Raw genomic sequence first — 19,827 nt, 5'->3', positions numbered from 1 at the left:
AACCTCCTAGGCATGAAAGGTGACGATTTCCGCCGCGGGCCTTCTCGGCGAGAAAGCCACCCGGGTGTCCGGTGCGACGGGCTCGCCGAAGGCGATCATCATGATGAGTCGCTCGCCGGCCGGGATGTCGCCGGCGCGGCGGATCGCCGATTCGGTCTTGTGGTCGATGGCCAGGTTGAGCGGGCAGGCGCCCCAGCCCATCGATCGGCAGGCAAACATCAGGCACATGGCAAACAGCGCGCCGTCGACATAGGCCTGGTTGCGTTGCCCCGGGCCGCCCCAGGCGCAGATCTCCGAGCTCACCACGAACAGATTGCCGACCGATTCCGCAAAGCCGCGCGAGCCGCCCTGCAACGCGAGCAGCGCCTGGATGCGGGCAGGGTCCTGGTAGGCATGCACCCGGGAGGACTGGCGGTTGCACTGGGAGGGTGCGAGCTGCGCAAGCGAGATCGCTTCAAAGATCAGTTCGGGTTTCAGCGGCGCGGACTGGAGTGTCCTGATGCTCGACCGGCTGGCCATCAGGTGCTGCAGGTTGCTGGGTGGCTGGCCATTGAACGAATAGTCCCGCGTGCCACCCTTCCAGGGCCTGGGCAGCTTGGCTTCCCACGCTTTCAAGTAGCGGGAGATATCGTCCAGCAGGGGGTCGGACGCGCCCGCTCTCGCATGGAAGTTCACATAGGCATCCAGGGCGCCCAGCGACATGTGGGCGGGAACCGATGAGTGCTGGATGTCGTAACGCGACAGCGCGTTCATGACGAAACGGATCTTGTCCTTGCCGAACAGCAGCTTCGGATTCGGCAGGGACAGGCCCTTCTCGATCGTGTGGGCCTCGATGATGATCTTGTAGAACGCGCGCCTGGACTTGTCCACCCACGGCGAATACGAGTTGAAGCGCAGGAACAAGACCGCGTCGCGCAGGGCCTCGCTGAAGATGCCGATCACCTTGAACAGTTTGTCAAACATGGCCCGCCCTCAGCACACGGTCCTTGATCTTTCGACACGGATGGCCGGCGCAGATGGACCACGCCGGCATGTCCTTGAGCACGACCGAGCGCGCACCAATGACGGCACCCTCCCGAATCACCACGTCCAGATGGACAAAGCACTCCGCAGCGATCCACACATGGTCTTCGATCACGATGGTGCCGGTGACCAGGGGCCTGGACAGGGAATGGACGTCGTGCGAGCCGGCACACAGAAAGGAGCGCTGGCTGACGGCGACCTTGGAGCCGATGGTGATGCGGCCCATGCTGTAGCAGTCCACGCCATCGCCGAGCGCCGAGAACTCGCCCATGACGAGATTCCAGGGTGCCCAGATGCGGCACGAGGGCGCGATCCGGCATCCGGCGCCCACCCGGGCCCCGAACGATCTCAGCAAAAAGCGCCGCCACCCATGCAGCGCCCAGCGCGGGGTTGGCCTGAAGGCCAGCAGCCAGACCACTTCCCACGCGAATCGCCGCAGCTTGGCCGCGGCGGTGAACCCGTTGCGGTACCTCAGTGAACCGAAATCGCTCATGGGGCTCATGGGGTCACCGCCTTCAGTTGCATGCTCAGAAACGCGTTGCCGGCCTGTCGCAGGTCCGCCAGTCGCTGGTCCACGTCGCCCCAATCGATCTCCCTGGCCATCAGCGCCTGGGTGTTCTGCGCCGAGAACGACGGCGCAAAACGGCTTTCCAGACCGACAGCCCGCAGCAGGTTGATGGCGCGGGCATTGGCGGGCGCTTTGTCTCCCGTCAGCCCGGCCACGATGAAGGGCTTCTTGAACAACAGCGAGAACACGGTGCCGTGGAAAGAATTGGTCACGACAAACCGCGCGTTCCTGATCAAGGAGACCCACTCGCCCGGATCGGGGTGGACCGTGTCGCCGATCTCGACCCAGCGCCGGTGGGGGTTGTGCGGCGAGAGGATGGGGCAGCTCAGCTGCTTTGAAATCAGATCGGCCGTTTGACGGATGTTGTCGGGCGAGCGCAGGCCGTAGCAGAAGATGTACGGATCGTCGTGTTCGGGCGGCGCCCGGTCGGTCAGTTCCCCGTAGTCGCAGTGCAGCAGTGTCGGGTCCGGCACGTTGGCCGGCCTGTGCCCGGTGGCCCGCTCGACCAGCGTGACGCCGGAGGCTTCACGAACGGAAATGGCATCGAAGTTGCGCAGCAGCTGTGGCAGCTGCGCCGCCTCCGACGAGGACACCCGGTCCCGGCCGAAACTGGCGGCGTAGGAGATCTTTCTGGCTGGGTACCGTTTGGCGAAGGCCAGAAAGTAGTTCGGATCAAAACCGAAATGCTGGGAAGGACTCCAGATCTGATCGCTGCCCGCCACGATCAGGTCGTATGCCTGCGCCGCGGCGAGCGATGCACCGTTGTCGGTGGGTGCGGCGTCGCGCCCGACATCCAGGAACTGCTCCCTGAAGCGGACGAACTTTTCTTTCTGGCTCCGGTTGCCGAAGTGCTCGTGGATGAACGACGACACCGCCAGATACACCACCTTCAGATTGGCCTTGAGCCTGGCGGGCGACGTGGGCAGGCAAAGCCGGCCACCGTGTTCGATGTGCGCGGGCCGGTAGTCGATGAAGCTGGCGTGATGGCCTTGCTCCATCAGCCAGCGGCGCAAGGCATAGGCTTGCAGCGCGGCACCATAGTTGTCGCTGAAGTGAAAGGTGAGAATGCCGACGTTCATCGCTTCACCACCGTGGTTGCCGTGCCTTGCGCGACGGGCCGCCGGGCCGCCCGAGGCGGCGCCAGCAGACGCGTGAGCTGTTGCTGTAAGCGGGCGGCTACCGCCGGCCCACCCAGGTGGGTGGACTCGGCCCTCGCGAGTTCGGCACGGTCCCAGTGGAAGTCCTCGCAGAAGCTGCGCAGGCGCTCCAGCAACGCGGGGACGCTGCCGGCCTCGAACACGTAGCCATTGCGGCCGTTCTCGATCACGTCGCTGGCCCCGCAGCGGTTGCTGCAGATCACCGGGGTGCCCACCATCAAGGCTTCGTTGACCACCGCACCCCAGCCGTCGAAGCGGCTGGGCAGCACCAGCACGTCGGCGTCGGCCATGGCCGCGACGGTTTCGGCGTTGGGCATGCTGGCAGAGAAACTCACCCGATCGGCGATGCCGAGCCGGGCCGCGAGCGCTTGAAGCCTCTTGTCTTCCGGGCCCTGGCCGATCAGTCGAAGGTGGGCCGAGGGCACATCGAGCTGACTGAAGGCCTGCAGCAGAAGATCGACGCGCTTGCGCGGGATCAGCTGGCCCACATACAGCATTTGCAGGTGACCACGCGACACCGGCGTGTACGGCAACGGCGAGCGATCCACCACGTGCAGGAAGGGCACGATGCGCTCACGTGGGTAACCGCAGGCCGAGAAGAAACGCGCGCCACCGTAGCGGCCCGAATGGCCGATGCAGAACACACCGCGCAGGTGGCGGCGGTAGCGCAGCGCATCCCAGGTGTAGATGAGCCAGCGAGGAAGCAATTGCACGCCCGGCTCATAGCGGTTTTCGGTCATCAGAAAACGGTGCACCGGGGCGCCGAGGCTGGCCTTGAAGGCGGCCAGTGGCAGCGCGAAACCGCGCAGACCGAAGAACACCTGCACCGAGTCGGGCAGCGTGGCCAGTTCGCTGATCTGTTCGGGCGTGGGCGCCTGGTGGACCTGGACCTTGCCGGTGTCGGGGAGAGGGTAGCCGCGGTCACGGTAGTGCGCGGGCAGGTCCTGCGTCACGCACCAGTGCACGGTGTTGCCGGGGATGTTCGCCAGCTCGCGGATGTACGCGGCCTGGTGGAACATGAGGTAGGAATGCCAGAAGACGATGGTCATGTCAGGTCGAGCCGTTTCGGTTCATCAGGCCGTTGCCGGGTGGAACAGGCGCGATGCGCCCGCCGTCATCCGGTGGGACAGCCATTGGGTCAAGAGCGAGAACACCAGCAGGGGCACCAGGGCCAGGGTCAGGAGCACGGCGTGGCCGAACGGGTAGTTCTGCGCTTCCAGCCAATGGATCCACGCGGTTTGCGTGAGATAGATCTCCAGCGTCAATCCACCCAGGAGCGCAATGCCGGGGAACAGGGGTGTGGCCCGCAGGGGCCTGAGCACCGTTTCGGATGCAAAGAGGTGAAAGCTGAAATAGACAATGGGGTACAGCAGCACATGGAACACGAACTGCAGGTGACCCATGTCGTAGCGGAACATCGTGAGCTTGGTGACCAGGAACAGCAGCAACGAGATCAGCAGCGAGGCGATGGCAAAGAGGTTGAACCTGGGCGTCAGTTTCAGACGGGCGACCAGGCAGCCCAGCAGGGTGATGCCGAAGTAGTTGATCCACTTGAAGTGGTCGTCGCCTTCCACGACAAAGGTCGACAAGTCCAGCTGGCTGTAGAAGACGGCGTATGGAATGAGCAGCAACGCCATGGCGGTGGCAATGCCGGCGGGCTTGAGGCGTGCCAGGTAGAAGACCGGCACGTAGAACACCATCACCGCGGAGACGAACCAGAACGGCGTGGGCCAGACAAAGATCCTGGCGAGGTCGGCGATGTCTGTGATGCGGATCATGCCGACCGCGAGCATCGCGCAGGCGACGATGAGGACGGCGGGGTACAGGCGCAGAACACGCTTCCTGAGGTAGGCCAGCAGCGACGGCGTCGATGCGCCCTGGCCTGTGGCATTCAAGCTCATGGTCAAGCCAAAGCCCGAGAGAAAGAAGAAGAGCGAGTTGCCGATCGCGCCGCCCGTGGCGATGCGTGGGTCCGGAACGAAGGCGTCCAGATGCGACAAGGTGATCAATGCGGTTGCCATGAACAGCATCAGGGTGGTGTCTGTGGGTCTGCGTGTCATATCAAGCTCCGATCCGGGTGGTGCGATGTGTATTCAGATGGGAGATGGTCTCGCGCCCGATGGGCAAAGAGCCGGGCGCCCGGCTGCGCAGGTTCACTTGCAGGATCAACACGAGGATCCACAGCGAATAGGGATTGCCGACGCCGATCAGGTACCGGTTGAAGAAGGACTGGGCCAGCATGAAGACCAGCATCAGCCCCACCATGAACAGTTGGTACCGGTATTGGCCCGGTTTGAGCCCCTGTTGAAGCGCGCGGCAGGCGGTGACGACGAACACCAGCGTGATGAGTGAGCCGAAGAACACCCCGTGCTCCAGCGCCAGGTTGATGTACGAACTCTCGACCGGAAAGCCGATGACTTCCGGCAGGGCCGAGCGGATGCCCCGGCCAGTGAACAGCAGCACCGGGTCCGAGAACACCAGTGCAAAGCCCGCCCGCCATATCTCGGTGCGCCCTGTGGCGCCGGAATCCACGCCGCGCGTGGGCGAGTCGATGTCCAGGATGAGCGACAGGTAGTCCTTGATGTCCGCCCACTTGTAGAGAATGACGATCAGGCCGACGAACGCGGCCAACACCAGGCTCATGCGCGAACGGCGGGAGCCGCGCAAGGCGATCAAGGTGACGCCCGTCACGCCGGCGACGGCCAGCGCCAACATGCTGGCGCGTGCCGACGCGGCGAGCAACACGAAGAGGCACATCGCCACGATGGCCAGCGCGAAAACTTTCTGGGAACTTTTGTGAGCGGCCAGATAGCGCTGAAAGAACAGCAGGGCACCACCGCCGTACACCAGACCACTCAGGTTGGGGTTCATGCCCAGCGGCTGGTAGCGAACCAGTCCGAGGCCGTACTCCACGCTGCCCGAGAGGGATGCGAACAGGGCCTGGTGTTCCAGCAGGAGCAGCGTGCCGACGAGCGCCACGTAGGCCCACCGAAACACGGCGATCAGCTCGGCCGCACCACGGTGGCGGATCAGGAACGCGATGGACACCAGCACCAGCAGCAACATGGCGCCGTACATCGTCGACAGCACGTTGCCCGTCATCCAGGCCACCAGCATGGCAAACAGGAAGGCGATGGCGAAGACCCATTCGACCAGGCTGGGCCGGATGCGCCGGGTGTCGCCGGACAGCGCAGACAAGAAGCCCGCCAGGAGCAGGAGGCTGATGGCCCCCATCTGGGCCGCCTGAAGCGCCGGGCCTTCGTAGTACCACCCTGTCAGGTAGATGGAGCCGCCCAACAGCCAGAGAGACAGCTTCGAGGTCAATTCGCGCATGGGACACCTGTCTGGGCGAAGGACGCATGAAGGGCTTGCATGGCAGGCCGCCATTCGGTCGAACCCGTGGCGTGCCGGACGTGTTGAAGCGTGGTGGCCAGGCGTTGCGGCTGGTTGGTCGAGAACAGCAGGCGGTTGTGAAACTGGTCCAGCGCGTAGGCCAAGGCGAGTGCGCCGGTGGCCGCGGCCGGGTCGGTGCCGGCGGGCAGCAGGCTGGCCAGTTGGTCCTTGAGCTGGCTGTCCCGCGCCATCTGCTGTGCGATGGCCGGTGCAATGAAGCGGAACGCGCCGTGCAGGATGTCGGTGGGTGCGGGCGGCGCCTCGTCCATGCCGGGCACCGGGCAGCGGTATTGCAGCACCGTGCCGAAGCGCACGAGCCGGCCCCGTGCGTCCCCGGTCGAGCTGCCATAGGCGCCCAGGCGGCCCTGGGCGACGTAGCGCTCGAACAGCGGCTTCAAGGGGGCCAGCGTGTCGTGCGCGTGCGCCTCGTGCAGCAGCAGGCCATCCACCCGCTCGCGCTGCAGCAGGCGCAAGCTGGTTTCGAAGGACTGGGCGATGAAGTCCGGGTTGAAGTTGGCGGCTGCGGCGCGGTGGGCCATGCCTTTGAGCACGGCCTGGCGCAGACCGGGGATACGGTGGGCCAGGGGCTTGACGATGGCCCGCGCCGTCTGCATGAGGCCGGGGGATGCGGGGCGGGCCAGCCCCGCTTTGGTGAACACGGTGACGGGCTCTGGCCGACCCTTGAGGGCTTCGCCCAGAACGGATTCGGACGAGCCCAGGCCGTAGGGTGGCGCGGTGTCGAAGTGGCGAATACCCAGATCCAGCGCGGCATGCACGAGCCGCAGGGCTTGGGCCTTCTCGACGCCACCTTTGAGCCGGCCGCAGCCAAAGCCCAGCCGTTGCGAGATGAGGTCGGTGTGGCTGTCCGTCGTCATGCGGTCACCGGTTCGAGGTGCAGCCGCTCGGCCAGACGGGCCGTCAGCGCCATGGCGGTGAAGGTGGGGTTGGCGTAGCTGGAGGTGCGGAACACGGCGGCACCCGCCACGTAGAGGTTGCTGGTGCCGAACACGCGCAGCTCGCTGTCGACCACGCCGTCGCGATGGTGGTGGCCCATGCGTGCGCCGCCACACTGGTGGTAGGTGTCGGTGGCCTGCTCCAGCACGCGCGCATCTTCGGCGTCGAGCAGCGCGTCGATCTCCACGCGCGCCAGCCCCGCCGCCTGCAGGCTTTCACCGGCTCGACGCACAAAGGCGGCCATGGCGCGCACCTCGGGTTGGCCGCCAATGCGCCAGTCCAGCGCGGCCAGTGGCATGCCGAAGCGGTCTCTGCGCTGGGGGTCGAGCGTGATGCGGCTGTCGTTGCGCGGCAGTTGTTCGGCGTGCATGACGAGCCAGACGCCCCGGTCGGCCGGGTTGTAGATGCGGTGATGCCGCAGGTACTGGACGATCATCGGAACCCAGGCGCTGCCCATGCCCCGGAGGTGGCGCAGCATGTCGCCCATACCCTGGTGCGAGAGCCCGCCGCGCCGCAGCGACTTGACCATGACTTTCAGGTGCTGCAGGTGCTCGCTGATGCTGGACTCGAACGCGAAGTAGCCGGTGACATTGAGCGCCGCGTCGGCGCCGGCGTCGCCCGCGCCGGTGTTCAGCCGCAGCTTGGGCTGGTATTTGTGGCCACCCAGCACGATGTTCTGGAAGGTGCGCAGGAAGCGGGGTTTGTCCAGCAGGTGCACCCGGCCGCCGCGCATTTCGAGGTGGTCCTGAAAACCGGCGCCCACCCATGGGTTGCCCGCCCAGGGCACCTGGGGCTGTTCTGCCGCGCAGGCGAGCAGCAGGCGGGAGATTTCGATGGTGCCGTTGGCCAGCACGAAACGCTTGCCGCGAAGGGCAGTCGATGTGCCGTCGGGTCGCGCCACGCGAACCGAGGCGATGCGCTCGCCATCGGGCGCCAGGTCCAGGCCCGTGGCATGGGCGTGCAGCAGCACGGTCAGTCTCGATGCGTTCTGCAGGCGTTCCTTGAAGTACCGGGCCAGGGCAGGCTCCTTGAGCCAGCGCGTGAGGAACAGGGTGAAGCCGGAAATGTCGGGATATCCGTCGCCGAAGAGTTTGTGCGCCTGCGGCGTGTTTTCGTCGAGCACATCGGCCAGACGCAGTTCCTTGGCCACGGCTTCGTACCAGGGCAGCAGGTCCTCGTAGGTGATGGGCCAGGGGGCGTCAGAGACGCCCGCGCGGGCTTCGAAGTCGGATGGCACGAAGCCGGTGAGTTGGCCACCCCAGAGGTTGGATGTGCCCCCCAGGGCGCGCCCCCGGGCCACGGAAATGCCGGTGTGGGCCCGCCCGATGACGGAGGCGTCGTTGAGTTCCTGCGCAGGCGCTTCAAAACTGCCGCCGCCGGTCTCCAGCACCAGCACGCGCTGGCCCTGGCGTTCCAGCAGCACGGCCAGCAACAGAGCCACCGTGCCACCGCCGACGATGACGACGTCGTGCGGCGTGTCGGGTGGCGGGCTGTGGTTCAGGTCGATGATCATGGGGCGACCTTCGTGGTGTGCAGGCGGTGCACGGCGCGCGTGGCGGTGAGCCAGACCAGCGCTTCGCCCAACAACATGGCGCCCACCACGCCGGTCATGCCGGCGCTGCCCCAGACCAGCCACGCCACCCCGAGCGAGACCACGGCGGCCACCAGGCTCTGCCAGGCCAGACCGGCGTGGCGGTTGATGGCCATGAGCACCACGCGCGGGACCTGGGCGGCCGAACACACGGCCGCGTAGAGCAGGAACAGCGCCATGCTGGTGGCGGTGAAGGGGATGTGGCCGTGGGTCCAGACGTCCAGCAGCCAGGGCGAGACCAGGTACACCAGCAGTGCCCCTGCTGCGGCGATGAGCAGGCCCAGGCGGTTGGCTCGGCGGTAGAGCTTCCAGAAGGCGCCGTCGTCCTTCTGGCCCTTGAGAGCGGTGAGTTCGGGCCAGAGCGGATTGCTCAGGGCGTTGGTGATCTGCACCACGATGCGCGCAACGGTGCGGTAGGTGTTGAACACGGCGGTGGCGGCTGGTCCCAGGGTGGCCGCCACCAGCAAGGTGAAGCCTTGCAGGCTCAGCGCGTTGGTCAGCGAGAGCGAGAAGAACAGCGCGCCGGGCGCTGCGGCCTGCCGGATGTCGGCCAGGCTGGCGCGCCGCACGCCCCAGCGCAGAAAGTCGGTGCGTCGCCGGCTCAACCAGATGCAGAGCAGCGTGTAGCCCAGACGCGCCAGCAGTGCCGTGGCGGCGACCCCGATGAAACTTTGTGTGAGCACCAGGCCGCTCAGGCCGCCGGCCCACTCGACCAGACGGCCGGTGGTGACCAGGTAGGTGCCCGCTGCGTAGCCACCGGTGGACTTGTAGATCACTTCGGCCAGGCTGCAGAACAGGCCGAGCACCACGCTGATGGACAGCAGCATGAGCACCGTTTTCCACTGTGGGGCTTGCAGCGCGGTGGAGGGCAGCAGCAGCAGGGTGGCGCCGACGACGAGCAGGACCAGCAGCGAGACGGACAACAGAAAGGCCACGGCGCTCTGGAACACCTCGCCAGCACGCGCCTTCTGGCCCTGCGTGATCAGGCCGATCATCTGGTTGCTCGAGGCGGTGGAGATGCCGGCGTCGGCCAGCGACAGGTAGAAGGGCAGTGCCGTCAGTGCCAGCCAGTAGCCGTAGGTGGCCATGTCCCAGTAGTGCAGGAAAAGCGGCAGCGACACCAGTTGTGTGCCGATGCTGACCGCCTGCGCGTAGCCGTAGGCGCCGGCGCCCGAGGCGATGCGCCCGGCGATCGACGAGAGTCCGAGGGTGGGGGTGCGCAATGGGTGTGGAACAGACATCTGGGTGGGTGACCGGCGCTCAGTGTTCGCCGGTCACTGCAACGGCGTAGCCGTGGGTCTTGAGCAAGGCGTGGCGCTGTGCGTCGGCCAGATCGGAGACCACCATCTCCGCTACCATGTCCTGCAGCGCGATCTGCGGCACCCAGCCCAGCGTGGCTTTGGCTTTGGAGGGGTCGCCCAGCAGGGTTTCCACTTCGGTGGGGCGGAAGTAGCGCGGGTCCACCTTCACGATCACCTGGCCCGGCCTGAGCGCCGGGGCTTTGTCGCCCTCGATCGACTGCACGATGGCCTGTTCGTTCACACCCTCGCCCTCGAAGCGCAGGGTGACGCCCAGTTCCCTGGCGGCCATGTCGATGAACTGGCGCACGCTGTATTGCACGCCGGTGGCGATGACGAAGTCTTCGGGCTGCTCCTGTTGCAGCATCATCCATTGCATGCGCACGTAGTCTTTGGCATGGCCCCAGTCGCGCAGCGAATCCATGTTGCCCATGTAGAGACAGTTCTCCAGTCCCTGGCCGATGTTGGCCAGGCCGCGCGTGACCTTGCGGGTGACGAAGGTTTCACCGCGGCGGGGCGATTCGTGGTTGAACAGGATGCCGTTGCAGGCGTACATGCCGTAGGCCTCGCGGTAGTTCACCACGATCCAGTACGCGTAGAGCTTGGCCACGGCGTAGGGGCTGCGCGGGTAGAACGGCGTGGTTTCTTTCTGCGGGATTTCCTGCACCAGGCCGTAAAGCTCGGAGGTGCTGGCCTGGTAGAAGCGGGTCTTTTTCTCCAGCCCGAGGATGCGGATGGCTTCGAGCAGTCGCAACGTGCCCATGCCGTCCACGTCGGCGGTGTATTCAGGGCTTTCGAAGCTCACCGCCACATGGCTTTGCGCACCCAGGTTGTAGATCTCGTCGGGCTGGGTTTCCTGCACGATGCGGATCAGGTTGCTGGTGTCGCTCAGGTCGCCGTAGTGCAGGTGGAAGCGTGCGTCGTCGATGTGCGGGTCCTGGTAAATGTGGTCCACGCGCTGGGTGTTGAACTGGCTGCTGCGCCGCTTGATGCCGTGCACGATGTAGCCCTTTTCGAGCAACAGTTCGGCGAGGTAGGAGCCGTCCTGCCCGGTGACGCCGGTGATGAGGGCGACTTTGGGCTTGACGTTGGGGGCGGGCGGGTTTTGGGTCATGGTGCTGGGTTCCGTCATTGGGCGGTTTGCTGCAGGAAGTCCTGGTACGTCAGGGCCAGTCCGGAAGGCAGATCGACTTTGGCTTGCCAGCCCAGGCTGTGCAGGCGGCTGCTGTCCATGAGCTTGCGGGGCGTGCCGTCGGGTTTGGTGGCGTCAAAGCTGATGTCGCCAGCGAAGCCGGTGATGCGGGCGACGTTGTGGGCAAGTTCGGCGATGGTCATGTCCGACCCGTAGCCCACGTTGATGTGGCTGAGCATGGGCTGGGTGTGTTGCGCGTAGCTGGCCTTGGGCAGGTTCATCACATGCACGCAGGCGGCGGCCATGTCGTCGACAAACAGGAACTCACGCATGGGCGTGCCGCTGCCCCAGATGGCGACCTCGGGCGCGCCAGACAACTTGGCTGTGTGAAACCGGCGGATCAGCGCTGGGATGACGTGGCTGTTTTCAGGGTGGTAGTTGTCGCCCGGGCCATAGAGGTTGGTGGGCATGACGCTGCGGTAGTCCACGCCGTGGCTGGCGCCGAACTGGCGGTTGTAGCTTTCGCAGAGCTTGATGCCCGCGATCTTGGCCACGGCGTAGGGCTCGTTGGTGGCTTCGAGCAGCCCGGTGAGCAGGGCTTGTTCGCTCATGGGCTGCGGAGCGAGCCTGGGGTAGATGCAGCTGGAGCCGAGGAACAGCAGCTTCTGCACGCCGTTGCAGAAGGCGGCTTCGATCACGTTGGCCGCGATCATGAGGTTCTGGTAGATGAAGTCGGCGGGGAATGTGTTGTTGGCGTGGATGCCGCCCACCTTGGCCGCGGCGAGGTACACCTGTTGCGGCCTGGTCCGGGCGAAGAAGGCGCGAACGGCGGCCTGGTCGGTCAGGTTGAGTTCGGCGTGGGTGCGGGTGACGATGTGGCTGGCGGGGTGGCCGGCGGCGAGCAGCTGGCGCACGATGGCCGAGCCGACCATGCCGCGGTGGCCTGCGACGTAGATGGTTTCAGTGCTGTTCATGCGTGGGAAGTGGTGAGGGAATGGGTCGGAGTGGCATCAGCAAGCACCTTCTTGTCTGAGCACAACGCGAACGGTGCGCAGCATGATCACGAGGTCGTACCAGAGTGACCAGTTGCGCACGTACCAGAGGTCCATGTTGATGCGGTGCTGGAAAGTGCTGGTGCTGCGGCCGCTGATCTGCCACAGGCCGGTGATGCCGGGGCGGGCTTTGCCGTAGGCGGCGATGCTTTTGCCGTACTCGCCCAGCTCGCGGGCCAGCAGCGGGCGCGGGCCGACCAGGCTCATGTCGCCGCGCAACACGTTGATGAGCTGGGGCAGTTCGTCGATGCTGGTGCGCCGGATGAGGTTGCCGATCTTCGTGATGCGGGGGTCGTTGGCGAGCTTGAAGTTGCTGGCCAGGTATTGCACGTAGAGCTTTTCGTTTTCGATTTTCCAGCGCTCCAGAGCGCCATCGGCGTCCATCACCATGCTGCGGAATTTGATGAAGTCGAACAGCTGGCCGTCCACACCCACGCGTTTTTGCACGAAGAACACGGGGCCGGCGTCGTCGCGCTTGATGCGCCACGCGACCCAGGCAAACAAGGGTGCCAGCAGCACCAGCAGGGCGGCGGCGCCCACGATGTCGAGCGCGCGTTTGAGCACTTGTGGACCGCGGCGGTTGAGGTTGTTGCGGGCGCGCAGCAGCAACACCTCATGGCTGAAGAAGTGCGAGACCTCCATGCCGTAGATGGGCAGGCCGCCGATCGCGGGCACCATGACCAGGTCGTCGCGGGTGAGCATGAGCTCCTGCGCGAGTTCGCGCAGCCAGTTGTTGTCCCGAATGCCGAGCACACCAACAAGTTGGTGGGGCCCGGGCCGGGCGAGAAATTCGCGCACGCCGGGGGTGAGCGCGGTCGGCGCGGCCACATGCTCACCGAGCTTGACCAGACGCGCGCCGGGGTCGGGGCAGACGACGGCCACGGGCTTGTAGCCCAGCAGCGGTTCGCTGGCCAGGGCGGCAGCGGCTTTTTCAACGTCGTCGGGATGGCCGATGAGCACGTAGGGCTGGGTGAGCAGGCCAGCACGCAGCAAGTAGGTGCGTATGGCCAGGCGGGCCAGCGGCAGGCAGACGAGCACGAGGCCCCAGGTGGCGCCGGTCCACAAGCGAGACAGCGGCCACTTGGCGAGGTACATGACCATCGCGTCGAGCAGCGCTGCGAGCACGATGACCTGGATCATCTGGCGGGCTTCGTCCCACCAGGGTTTTCGGCGGTGGGCGGTGTAGTGGCCCTGAACGGTCCACATCCAGCTCACCATGGTCAGGGCAATGGCGGCGAACAGCGTGAGGCGCAGGTGACCATGGGCCGCCCACCAGACGTTCATGGCCTGCGAGAGGCTCATTTCGTCGCGAAGCCACGCGGGCAGTCGCCCGGCGACGAAGCAGAGCCAGAGCACGCACAGATCGGTGAGCACCAGCCAGGCTTTTACCGTCTGCTGGTGTCGGGCGAGGTTGACCCACGGGGAGAGGCTGCGTGCGAGGTCATGTTCGTTGTACAGCGGGACGACGATCCCCGGGGCGACTTCGGCAGGCGGGGGTCTCTCAACTGGACGGGCGCGTGCGCGGTCCATGTCAAAGCCCACCACGGATGGGGTTGGTCACTGGGCAGGCCCCATGCGGGTGCCTGGGATGCACTTGCATGAAGCGCTGGGACGTCTGGTGATTGAGGCACGACATGAATGGACACCCTGAGTTCGTTGCGTGTGTGCGCTGACGAACAGTCGCGCACTTGTTTTTTCATTCTTATGGCAGGTGCGAGAGCGACATGTAACGAGCTTTGAGTTAAGCCACGAGGATTGCGTTGGATCGAACCTTGCTTCGACACGCTCGCTCAGGGTGAGTTGGTGGCATGCGCCTTAATTGATGGATCTAGTGATCTCAGACACACACCGCTTTTCAAGGAGGTTGAAACAATGCGAGTTGCCCAAGCGATCGAGCCGGATGCGAAGACCACGTCCGAGTTGCTCACGCTGTCCAAAGGCAGGCGGGTGGAGGCTCGCGTGCAGCAACGCGCCCGCGTCATCCTGCTGGCGGCACAAGGCTGGCAGAACAAGGACATCGCCGAGGAGGTCAAGCTCGACCGGCGTCAGGTGGCGTTGTGGCGACGGCGCTTCATTGAAGGCGGTGTCCAGGCGTTGCTGCAGGACGCCTCGCGTTCGGGGCGCGCACCGAGCGTGACCTCCGCGGTGGAGTCGCACATCCTGAGCACGACGCTTTACGAGCAGCCGGTTGCTGCCGCGCGCTGGAGCACACGCACCTTGGCCTCGTATCTGGGCCTGAGCGCCACGACCATCCGCCGGGTGTGGCGGCGCAACGGCATCAAGCCGCACTTGCTCGGCACTTCCACGGTGTCACGGGACACGCCCCCGCGCTTCGAGGACGCGCTGGTGGATATCGTGGGGCTGTACATGAACCCGCGCGAGCGTGCGCTGGTGCTCAGCTGTGCCGACAAGAGCCAGATTCAGAATCTCAACGGCACCCATTCCCAACGCACCGGCATCTTGAATTACGGCCACTGGCGCAATGGCACGGCAACGCTGTTTGCCGCGCTCAGAAAGCTGGAAAGTACCGTGATCTCGATGTGCCATGACCGGCATCGCCACGAGGATTGGCTCAAGTTCTTGCGCCTGATCGATCGCAAGACGCCCAAGCATCTGCAGGTGCACCTGATCGTTGAAAACCAGGCAACGCACAAGCGTCCCAAGGTCCAGGCCTGGCTGGCCCAACACCCGCGCTTTGTCGTGCACTCAACCCCTGCCAACGGCACGTGGTTGAACATGGTCAAGCGCTTTTTTTGCGATATCGCCGAGCACGGGATCCGGCGCGACAGCTTCACCCGCGTGGCCGAACTTCAGCAAGCCATCGCGCAGTACATCGAACATCCCAACAGAAGCCCCATACCGTTCAACTGGGCTGCCAGCGATCCGGACACCGCTCAAGTCACCCGCACCAAGGCCGCGCTGGCGCACTGGGCGATAAGTGCAGAACATACTGGCGCACCCCACCCGTAGGCCATGTAACGGGTGCATGGGCACTAACGTGGTTCTTACATCCCGAAACCCGATTTCGTGGATGAGCCGCCACGGCGCAAGGGCTCAGATGGACGAGATATCGGTCTGCACCGGCCAGTTGAGGGCGTTGGCGCTGCTGTCGTTGGTGCCAAAGCGGTGCTGCAGCAGCACGGTGTAGCGTCCCGGGCGGGTGCCACAGAGGCTGTAGCCGTCTGCCGTCGGGCTGAGCTGGATGCCGTTTTGTGGGGCGGTTTGCAGCTCCCATGTGCCGAGTTGGGGCGCAGCGCGCCGCAGCGAAACGCAGAACCCTCCCCTCATGTTGGACAGCACCACGAGGCGTTGCTGGGCGCTCACCTTGCCATCGGCGAAGGTATCGAGTTGCCGGGGGTGGCTGTTCTCCAGCACCCGCATGATGGGCGGAATGATGATGCGGAAGTCCAGCGATGCGCCTGCATTCCTCTGGATCACCACCGCGCTCTCGCCCATGCTGGGCGCTGGGACCAACAGCAGCGCGCTGGAGGTCAGGCAGGCAAGAAGGGGGCGCAATGAGCGGGACATGTCCCACTATCGGCCTGCCGCCCCCGAACTTGAATCCCCATTTCATGTAGGCCGCCGGGGCCGCGAGCCCGAAAACGCGCTCTCTGTCACTCGCTGCGCTGAACCGGAATGCTCAGCGAGACGCTCTCGCGCAGACGCACGTCCACCTTCACCTGGCCTTGATCGACCACATTCCAGGGCAGGGGCAGCGTGTCGGGGCGAACGGTGACCGTGCGCGGCCCGCTGGCCACGAACGGGAACTCGAAACGGCCCTGGCTGTCGGTGCGCACGGCATAGCGGTTGTCCAGGTACACGGTCACGTTGGGCACGCCGGTTTCACTGGCCTCCTGGGTGCCGCTGCGGTTGGCATCGAAGTACACCGTGCCCTCGATGCGACCACCACCATCGGCGATCTTGCCGCCCAGTGGCACGTTGCGGCTGCCTGCTTCGAGTTCGTAGCGCAGCACGGCGTAGAACGAGCGGTCCGATTCGGGGACCACCAGCGGCAGCGGCGCCAACGGGTCAAGCGAGGGATTGAAGCGGCTGCGCCCGGTGGAGCGGTTGAAGTTGCCCTCCAGGCTCCAGCGTGTGTCGATGCGCCAGTTGGCGCCCAGGTTCAGGCTGTGGCGCTCCTGGCCGGCGTTGTTGCGCTCGGTGTTGAAGTTGCCGCGCAGGCTGGCCTTGCTGCTCAACGGGGCCGACACGCTGAGCGCGGCGCTCCAGGCCGTTTCTTCCGGTTGGCTGGCCGTGGCGGCATAGGTGCCGGTGCCCAGGCTGGTGGACAGGGCCCAGCCTTGCGGCGCGAGCCAGTCCTGATCCCAGGTCAGCCAGCGCGAGTCGGCCTGGTTGTCGCCTGCGGTGAACTCCAGGCGCAGGCCGCTGGTGCCCCACCCGTTCTGGAAGCGCCAGTCGCCGTAGGTGCTCCAGGCGTTGCCGTCGAAGCGCCGCACGGTGCTGCCGGCGCCCAGTGTGTGGTCTCGGTTGAGACGCCAGCGCGCCGAGCCGGTGGCGTAGTAGCCGCTGCCGCTGCGCCCGCTGGTCGAGTCGAGCCAGTCGACCGAACCTTCGGCCGACCACTGGCGTGTGCGCCAGCTCGAGCGCACGTAGGCACCCATGATGTCGCTGGCCAGTGGCAGCTGCGCCCAGGTGAGGTCGGGGTCGAGCCGGTAGGCGCCCGCGCCGTGTCGGCGCGGGCCATCGTCCCACTCACCGTCGATCCAGAAGCCGCTGCGCGTGCCGGCCACGTTGCTGGCCTGTGTGCTCACCACCTGGCCCTGGATGCGGTGCTCCCCGCTCTCGTGCCGCAGCGCCAGCAAGGTGGAGTTGGCGTCGATGATGTCGCCCGCTTGCAGCGGCACATCCAGGTTGGAGACGCCGCGCGCGTCCTCGTGTTGCAGCGCCACCGTCCAGCCCTGGTTCGAAAGCGGCTGGGCGTCATCCGCGTTGATGCGCCACTGCCCACCGAACGAGGTGCGTCGGCCCGGCAGACGCCGCAAGCCGCTGGCGGGCAGGAAGTCAAGCCGGCCGGGCTCGCCGGTGGCGGCCTGCAGTTGCACGCCGTGGCCGGGGTTTTCCCATTCGGTGCTGACGCCCTGCAGGATGGCCGAGGGAACGAACACGCGCGAGGGCAGCCGCGTGATGCCGGGCGCGGGTGGGTTGATCACGCCGAGTTCGTTGCTGACCAGCCAGCCACCGGCCAGCGGCATCGCGCGCTGGCGCAGCGTGAGCGTGCCACTGCTGTCGCTCGGTGCATAGGTGCCGTCGATCGAGAGCGTGCCGTGGTTGGGTGTTTCCAGCAGACCATATATGCCATAGCCGATGCGGGTCTTGCGCGCCTGGTCGAACGGCTGGGTTCCGAGGCGGGTCTCCAGCCGCAGGAAGCGCGGCCAACCTTCGCGATCGTAAGGGTAGGCCTCGGCATCGTCCGTCGGCTCGGGCGGAAGGTTCTCGATCACCCGGTCCACATAGGCGGGCGCGGGTGCGGCGGCCGGGGTGGCGGGCGTGGTCTGCGACCATGCGGTCAGCAGTGGGGCGCAGACGCCCAGGATGGCCAGCAGACAGCGGGTGGGGCGCGGCACCAGCCCCGTCATGGAGCGAAGCTCGCGTCCAACGGCAGGCGGTTCTTGCCCCATTCGAGGTTGCCCTTGATCACCAGCGGGAAGCGGATGTCAGGGGCGGGCTTGCCATCGTCGACCACCGGGCCGATCGCGATGCCGCGCGTCTCGCCGGGCAGGATGGGCAGGTCGGCGGGCGACATCTCGAAGCGCGCGCCACTGGCATCGGTGCCGTTGACGAAACCTTCCAGGCGTCCATGTGCGTTGCCGCGGTTGCGCACGTCGACCATGGCGGTGGGTTTGCCGTTGACGGTGGCCACGCGCGTCCCGGCGATCTCCAGCTGGGGCGCCGCATCGCCGATGGCGGCGTACACGATCACGCCGATGCGGCCTCCCACGGGAAAGTTGAAGGCGCCTTGCACACGCGCAGGATCCAGCCCCTCCACCATCAGCGCGAAGCGGCATTCGCGCGGCGGTGTGCCCGGCGGCGGCGTGATTTCGAAACGGTAGCGGTAGCGCGCGCCGGGTTCGATCGTCAGCTCGCGCCGTTCGATCGCCACCCAGGGCCGGCAGCTGTCGGCAGTCAGTTCTTCGCTGAAGGTGACCGAGTTGTCGGGCATCAGCACCCAGTCGTTGGTGCTGATGCGGTAGTTGCCCTTCTGCTGGCCCACGTGCTGGATTTCCAGAACCTGACGCAGATTGGCGCCAGGCGCCACGCTCACTTCAAAGCGCGGCGGGGTGATGTAGGCGGCGAAGCCCTGGGCCTGCACCAGTGGCGGGGCGCCGAGAGCGGCCACGGCGCACAGCGCTCGCAAACAGGCGGTTTTCAGGGAGCGGCGAAAGAAGGGCGGAAATGCGGTCATGTCGGAAAGCTCAGTCGACGTCCAGCTCGAAGTGGAAATTCAGACGGCGGCTGCTGCTCAACCAGTCGGGGCCGGAGCGCAGGCGCACCTGCAACTGGTCGTCCAGTGTGGCGCCGGGCAACTGCCCTGCGTACACCAGGGTGCGCTCGCCCGACACCAGCCGGCCAGGTTGCAGGCGGCCTTGCGTGGTCCAGACGGCCTCGATGTTGGACGCCTGGTCTCGCGGCAGCACCATGTAGACGCGGCCGTTGCGCCCGGCCCAGTCGCGGGTATTGATGCGCACGTTCACCCGCAGCCAGGCTTCCATCCCACCGGCATCGCTCTGACCTGGCGGCACGGGACGCCACTGCATCTGCACGTTGGGCGGCACCGTGTGGCTCAGCGAATCGTCCAGGCGGTGCGGGTTGGCCCAGGCGGACGCGGCCATCAGACCGCAGACCGCCGCAGTGGCCAGGCGTCTGCGCATGCTCATGGGCTGCTGAGGGTGTAGGTCACCCGCCCGTTGTAGGTGCCAGCGGCCACGACCGAGCTGTTGGCGTAGCTGTAGGTGTGGCAGTTCTCGATGTAGCGGTTGGCCGGCACGGTGGCGAGTGTCTGGGTGCCACCGTTGAAGGTACCGGCCGGGATCACGTTGGGCACGCTGCTGCCCGGCGCGGACACGGTCCAGCTGATCTGCGAGAACGGGATGGTGTCGCCGGCGGCGTTGACCAGGTTGGCCGGTGAGGTGACGCTGAGGGTGGCGCTGGCCGGCCCGTTGCCACCGTTGCTGCGGCGGTAGGACGCGCCGATCATCACCTGGCTGGTGGGTGTCGGGCAGGTGTTGTAGCCGTCACCCTGCAGGCTGATGTTCTGGGTGCTGTTGCTGGTCATCGCCTGGGCGGCGCCATTGCCCACGAGGTTGAACGGCACCGCGACCTGCACCAGGTTGATGGTGCCGTTGTTGCCCTCGAACGTGCCATTGCCCACGTGCAGGTACACGCGGCGGGAGGCGGCGTTGATCGTGAGCGACCAGGCGTGGGCGCTGGCCATTTCCGCGCAGCAAAGCAGCACCAAGCACGCGCTGGCAAGGCTTTTCAAGGTGCTGGGACGAGCGGCGCGCTTCATGGGGTCATTGTCACCAACGGAATCCGGTTGAGCTCCCTGGCTTTCCCTGTCTGCGGTGCAGGGTTTGGGCCTGAAATGGCCACGGAGGGCTGCTGTGCGCAAACCCTCCGTGTGGGAAATGGTGGCGATGA

Annotated in this window: 18 protein-coding genes; 1 reads left to right on the top strand and 17 read right to left on the bottom strand. The window is 66.0% G+C overall.

The annotated features are described in order from the left end of the window. Nucleotides 1-6: 6 nt before the first annotated feature. Genes ASE11_RS04875 through wbaP form a run of 12 tightly spaced genes read right to left on the bottom strand, consistent with a single transcriptional unit; the run spans nt 7 to nt 13,698 of the window. The gene (locus tag ASE11_RS04875) at nt 7-963 is read right to left on the bottom strand and encodes a nitroreductase family protein (protein WP_056267149.1); all 957 of its coding nucleotides are present in this window, start codon (nt 961-963) and stop codon (nt 7-9) included. Continuing rightward, complete coding sequence (locus ASE11_RS04870) at nt 956-1,525, bottom strand: acetyltransferase (RefSeq protein WP_056267146.1); 570 nt, start codon at nt 1,523-1,525, stop codon at nt 956-958. Before ASE11_RS04870 ends, ASE11_RS04875 begins: the two co-directional genes overlap by 8 nt. Further along, on the bottom strand, nt 1,522-2,670 hold the full coding sequence (locus ASE11_RS04865) for a polysaccharide pyruvyl transferase family protein (RefSeq protein WP_056267142.1): 1,149 nt from the start codon (nt 2,668-2,670) through the stop codon (nt 1,522-1,524). Before ASE11_RS04865 ends, ASE11_RS04870 begins: the two co-directional genes overlap by 4 nt. Next, nucleotides 2,667-3,797 (bottom strand): glycosyltransferase, encoded by a 1,131-nt coding sequence (locus ASE11_RS04860; protein WP_056267138.1) that lies wholly within the window; start codon nt 3,795-3,797, stop codon nt 2,667-2,669. The genes ASE11_RS04865 and ASE11_RS04860 overlap by 4 nt, the downstream gene beginning before the upstream one ends. 24 nt (nt 3,798-3,821) lie before the next feature. Further along, nucleotides 3,822-4,808: an acyltransferase family protein gene (locus ASE11_RS04855; RefSeq protein WP_056267135.1), complete on the bottom strand. Its 987-nt coding sequence runs from the start codon at nt 4,806-4,808 to the stop codon at nt 3,822-3,824. 1 nt (nt 4,809) lies between these two features. Beyond that, nucleotides 4,810-6,081 carry an O-antigen ligase family protein gene (locus ASE11_RS04850; RefSeq protein ID WP_056267133.1) on the bottom strand — a complete coding sequence of 424 codons (1,272 nt, stop codon included), beginning with the start codon at nt 6,079-6,081 and terminating at the stop codon, nt 4,810-4,812. After that, nucleotides 6,069-7,016 carry an aldo/keto reductase gene (locus ASE11_RS04845; protein ID WP_056267129.1) on the bottom strand — a complete coding sequence of 316 codons (948 nt, stop codon included), beginning with the start codon at nt 7,014-7,016 and terminating at the stop codon, nt 6,069-6,071. The genes ASE11_RS04850 and ASE11_RS04845 overlap by 13 nt, the downstream gene beginning before the upstream one ends. Further along, on the bottom strand, nt 7,013-8,608 hold the full coding sequence (locus tag ASE11_RS04840) for a GMC oxidoreductase (RefSeq protein WP_056267124.1): 1,596 nt from the start codon (nt 8,606-8,608) through the stop codon (nt 7,013-7,015). The genes ASE11_RS04845 and ASE11_RS04840 overlap by 4 nt, the downstream gene beginning before the upstream one ends. Continuing rightward, a complete protein-coding gene (locus tag ASE11_RS04835; RefSeq protein WP_162258024.1) occupies nt 8,605-9,927 on the bottom strand; it encodes a lipopolysaccharide biosynthesis protein in 1,323 nt (440 codons plus the stop codon). Before ASE11_RS04835 ends, ASE11_RS04840 begins: the two co-directional genes overlap by 4 nt. A 19-nt stretch (nt 9,928-9,946) precedes the next feature. Further along, the gene (gene gmd, locus ASE11_RS04830) at nt 9,947-11,098 is read right to left on the bottom strand and encodes a GDP-mannose 4,6-dehydratase (RefSeq protein ID WP_056267380.1); all 1,152 of its coding nucleotides are present in this window, start codon (nt 11,096-11,098) and stop codon (nt 9,947-9,949) included. A gap of 14 nt (nt 11,099-11,112) precedes the next feature. Then, nucleotides 11,113-12,090: a GDP-L-fucose synthase gene (fcl, locus tag ASE11_RS04825; RefSeq protein ID WP_056267117.1), complete on the bottom strand. Its 978-nt coding sequence runs from the start codon at nt 12,088-12,090 to the stop codon at nt 11,113-11,115. A gap of 36 nt (nt 12,091-12,126) precedes the next feature. Beyond that, complete coding sequence (gene wbaP, locus ASE11_RS04820; protein WP_156406241.1) at nt 12,127-13,698, bottom strand: undecaprenyl-phosphate galactose phosphotransferase WbaP; 1,572 nt, start codon at nt 13,696-13,698, stop codon at nt 12,127-12,129. 342 nt (nt 13,699-14,040) lie between these two features. On the opposite strand from wbaP, the gene ASE11_RS04815 reads away from it, so the two are divergent. After that, complete coding sequence (locus ASE11_RS04815; protein ID WP_056267108.1) at nt 14,041-15,138, top strand: IS630 family transposase; 1,098 nt, start codon at nt 14,041-14,043, stop codon at nt 15,136-15,138. Nucleotides 15,139-15,222: 84 nt separating this feature from the next. Here the strand turns inward: ASE11_RS04815 and ASE11_RS04810 are convergent, their stop codons facing one another. The 5 genes from ASE11_RS04810 to ASE11_RS04790 form a co-directional block, all read right to left on the bottom strand. Next, nucleotides 15,223-15,696, bottom strand: a complete 474-nt coding sequence (locus ASE11_RS04810) for a hypothetical protein (RefSeq protein WP_056267105.1) — start codon at nt 15,694-15,696, stop codon at nt 15,223-15,225. Between the two features lie 86 nt (nt 15,697-15,782). After that, nucleotides 15,783-17,765 (bottom strand): SdrD B-like domain-containing protein, encoded by a 1,983-nt coding sequence (locus ASE11_RS04805; RefSeq protein ID WP_056267101.1) that lies wholly within the window; start codon nt 17,763-17,765, stop codon nt 15,783-15,785. Beyond that, nucleotides 17,762-18,592, bottom strand: a complete 831-nt coding sequence (locus ASE11_RS04800) for a hypothetical protein (RefSeq protein ID WP_056267098.1) — start codon at nt 18,590-18,592, stop codon at nt 17,762-17,764. Before ASE11_RS04800 ends, ASE11_RS04805 begins: the two co-directional genes overlap by 4 nt. A gap of 10 nt (nt 18,593-18,602) precedes the next feature. Next, the gene (locus ASE11_RS04795; RefSeq protein ID WP_156406238.1) at nt 18,603-19,064 is read right to left on the bottom strand and encodes a hypothetical protein; all 462 of its coding nucleotides are present in this window, start codon (nt 19,062-19,064) and stop codon (nt 18,603-18,605) included. Further along, entirely contained in the window at nt 19,061-19,696 is a 636-nt protein-coding gene (locus ASE11_RS04790) for a hypothetical protein (protein WP_056267091.1), read from the bottom strand. Before ASE11_RS04790 ends, ASE11_RS04795 begins: the two co-directional genes overlap by 4 nt. Nucleotides 19,697-19,827: the final 131 nt, after the last annotated feature.

The sequence above is a fragment of the Hydrogenophaga sp. Root209 genome (assembly GCF_001428625.1).
Classification (GTDB): Bacteria; Pseudomonadota; Gammaproteobacteria; order Burkholderiales; family Burkholderiaceae_C; genus Hydrogenophaga.
This window is presented reverse-complemented; position numbering and strand designations above follow the sequence as displayed.

Bases quoted from the DNA above. Each gene is read 5' to 3' on its own strand.
- ASE11_RS04870 (WP_056267146.1), bottom strand. From the start codon at position 1,525: ATGAGCCCCATGAGCGATTTCGGTTCACTGAGGTACCGCAACGGGTTC.
- fcl (WP_056267117.1), bottom strand. From the start codon at position 12,090: ATGAACAGCACTGAAACCATCTACGTCGCAGGCCACCGCGGCATGGTC.
- wbaP (WP_156406241.1), bottom strand. From the start codon at position 13,698: ATGGACCGCGCACGCGCCCGTCCAGTTGAGAGACCCCCGCCTGCCGAA.
- ASE11_RS04840 (WP_056267124.1), bottom strand. From the start codon at position 8,608: ATGATCATCGACCTGAACCACAGCCCGCCACCCGACACGCCGCACGAC.
- ASE11_RS04865 (WP_056267142.1), bottom strand. From the start codon at position 2,670: ATGAACGTCGGCATTCTCACCTTTCACTTCAGCGACAACTATGGTGCC.
- ASE11_RS04845 (WP_056267129.1), bottom strand. From the start codon at position 7,016: ATGACGACGGACAGCCACACCGACCTCATCTCGCAACGGCTGGGCTTT.
- ASE11_RS04790 (WP_056267091.1), bottom strand. From the start codon at position 19,696: ATGAAGCGCGCCGCTCGTCCCAGCACCTTGAAAAGCCTTGCCAGCGCG.
- ASE11_RS04860 (WP_056267138.1), bottom strand. From the start codon at position 3,797: ATGACCATCGTCTTCTGGCATTCCTACCTCATGTTCCACCAGGCCGCG.
- ASE11_RS04875 (WP_056267149.1), bottom strand. From the start codon at position 963: ATGTTTGACAAACTGTTCAAGGTGATCGGCATCTTCAGCGAGGCCCTG.
- gmd (WP_056267380.1), bottom strand. From the start codon at position 11,098: ATGACCCAAAACCCGCCCGCCCCCAACGTCAAGCCCAAAGTCGCCCTC.
- ASE11_RS04835 (WP_162258024.1), bottom strand. From the start codon at position 9,927: ATGTCTGTTCCACACCCATTGCGCACCCCCACCCTCGGACTCTCGTCG.
- ASE11_RS04805 (WP_056267101.1), bottom strand. From the start codon at position 17,765: ATGACGGGGCTGGTGCCGCGCCCCACCCGCTGTCTGCTGGCCATCCTG.
- ASE11_RS04815 (WP_056267108.1), top strand. From the start codon at position 14,041: ATGCGAGTTGCCCAAGCGATCGAGCCGGATGCGAAGACCACGTCCGAG.
- ASE11_RS04855 (WP_056267135.1), bottom strand. From the start codon at position 4,808: ATGACACGCAGACCCACAGACACCACCCTGATGCTGTTCATGGCAACC.
- ASE11_RS04810 (WP_056267105.1), bottom strand. From the start codon at position 15,696: ATGTCCCGCTCATTGCGCCCCCTTCTTGCCTGCCTGACCTCCAGCGCG.
- ASE11_RS04800 (WP_056267098.1), bottom strand. From the start codon at position 18,592: ATGACCGCATTTCCGCCCTTCTTTCGCCGCTCCCTGAAAACCGCCTGT.
- ASE11_RS04850 (WP_056267133.1), bottom strand. From the start codon at position 6,081: ATGCGCGAATTGACCTCGAAGCTGTCTCTCTGGCTGTTGGGCGGCTCC.
- ASE11_RS04795 (WP_156406238.1), bottom strand. From the start codon at position 19,064: ATGAGCATGCGCAGACGCCTGGCCACTGCGGCGGTCTGCGGTCTGATG.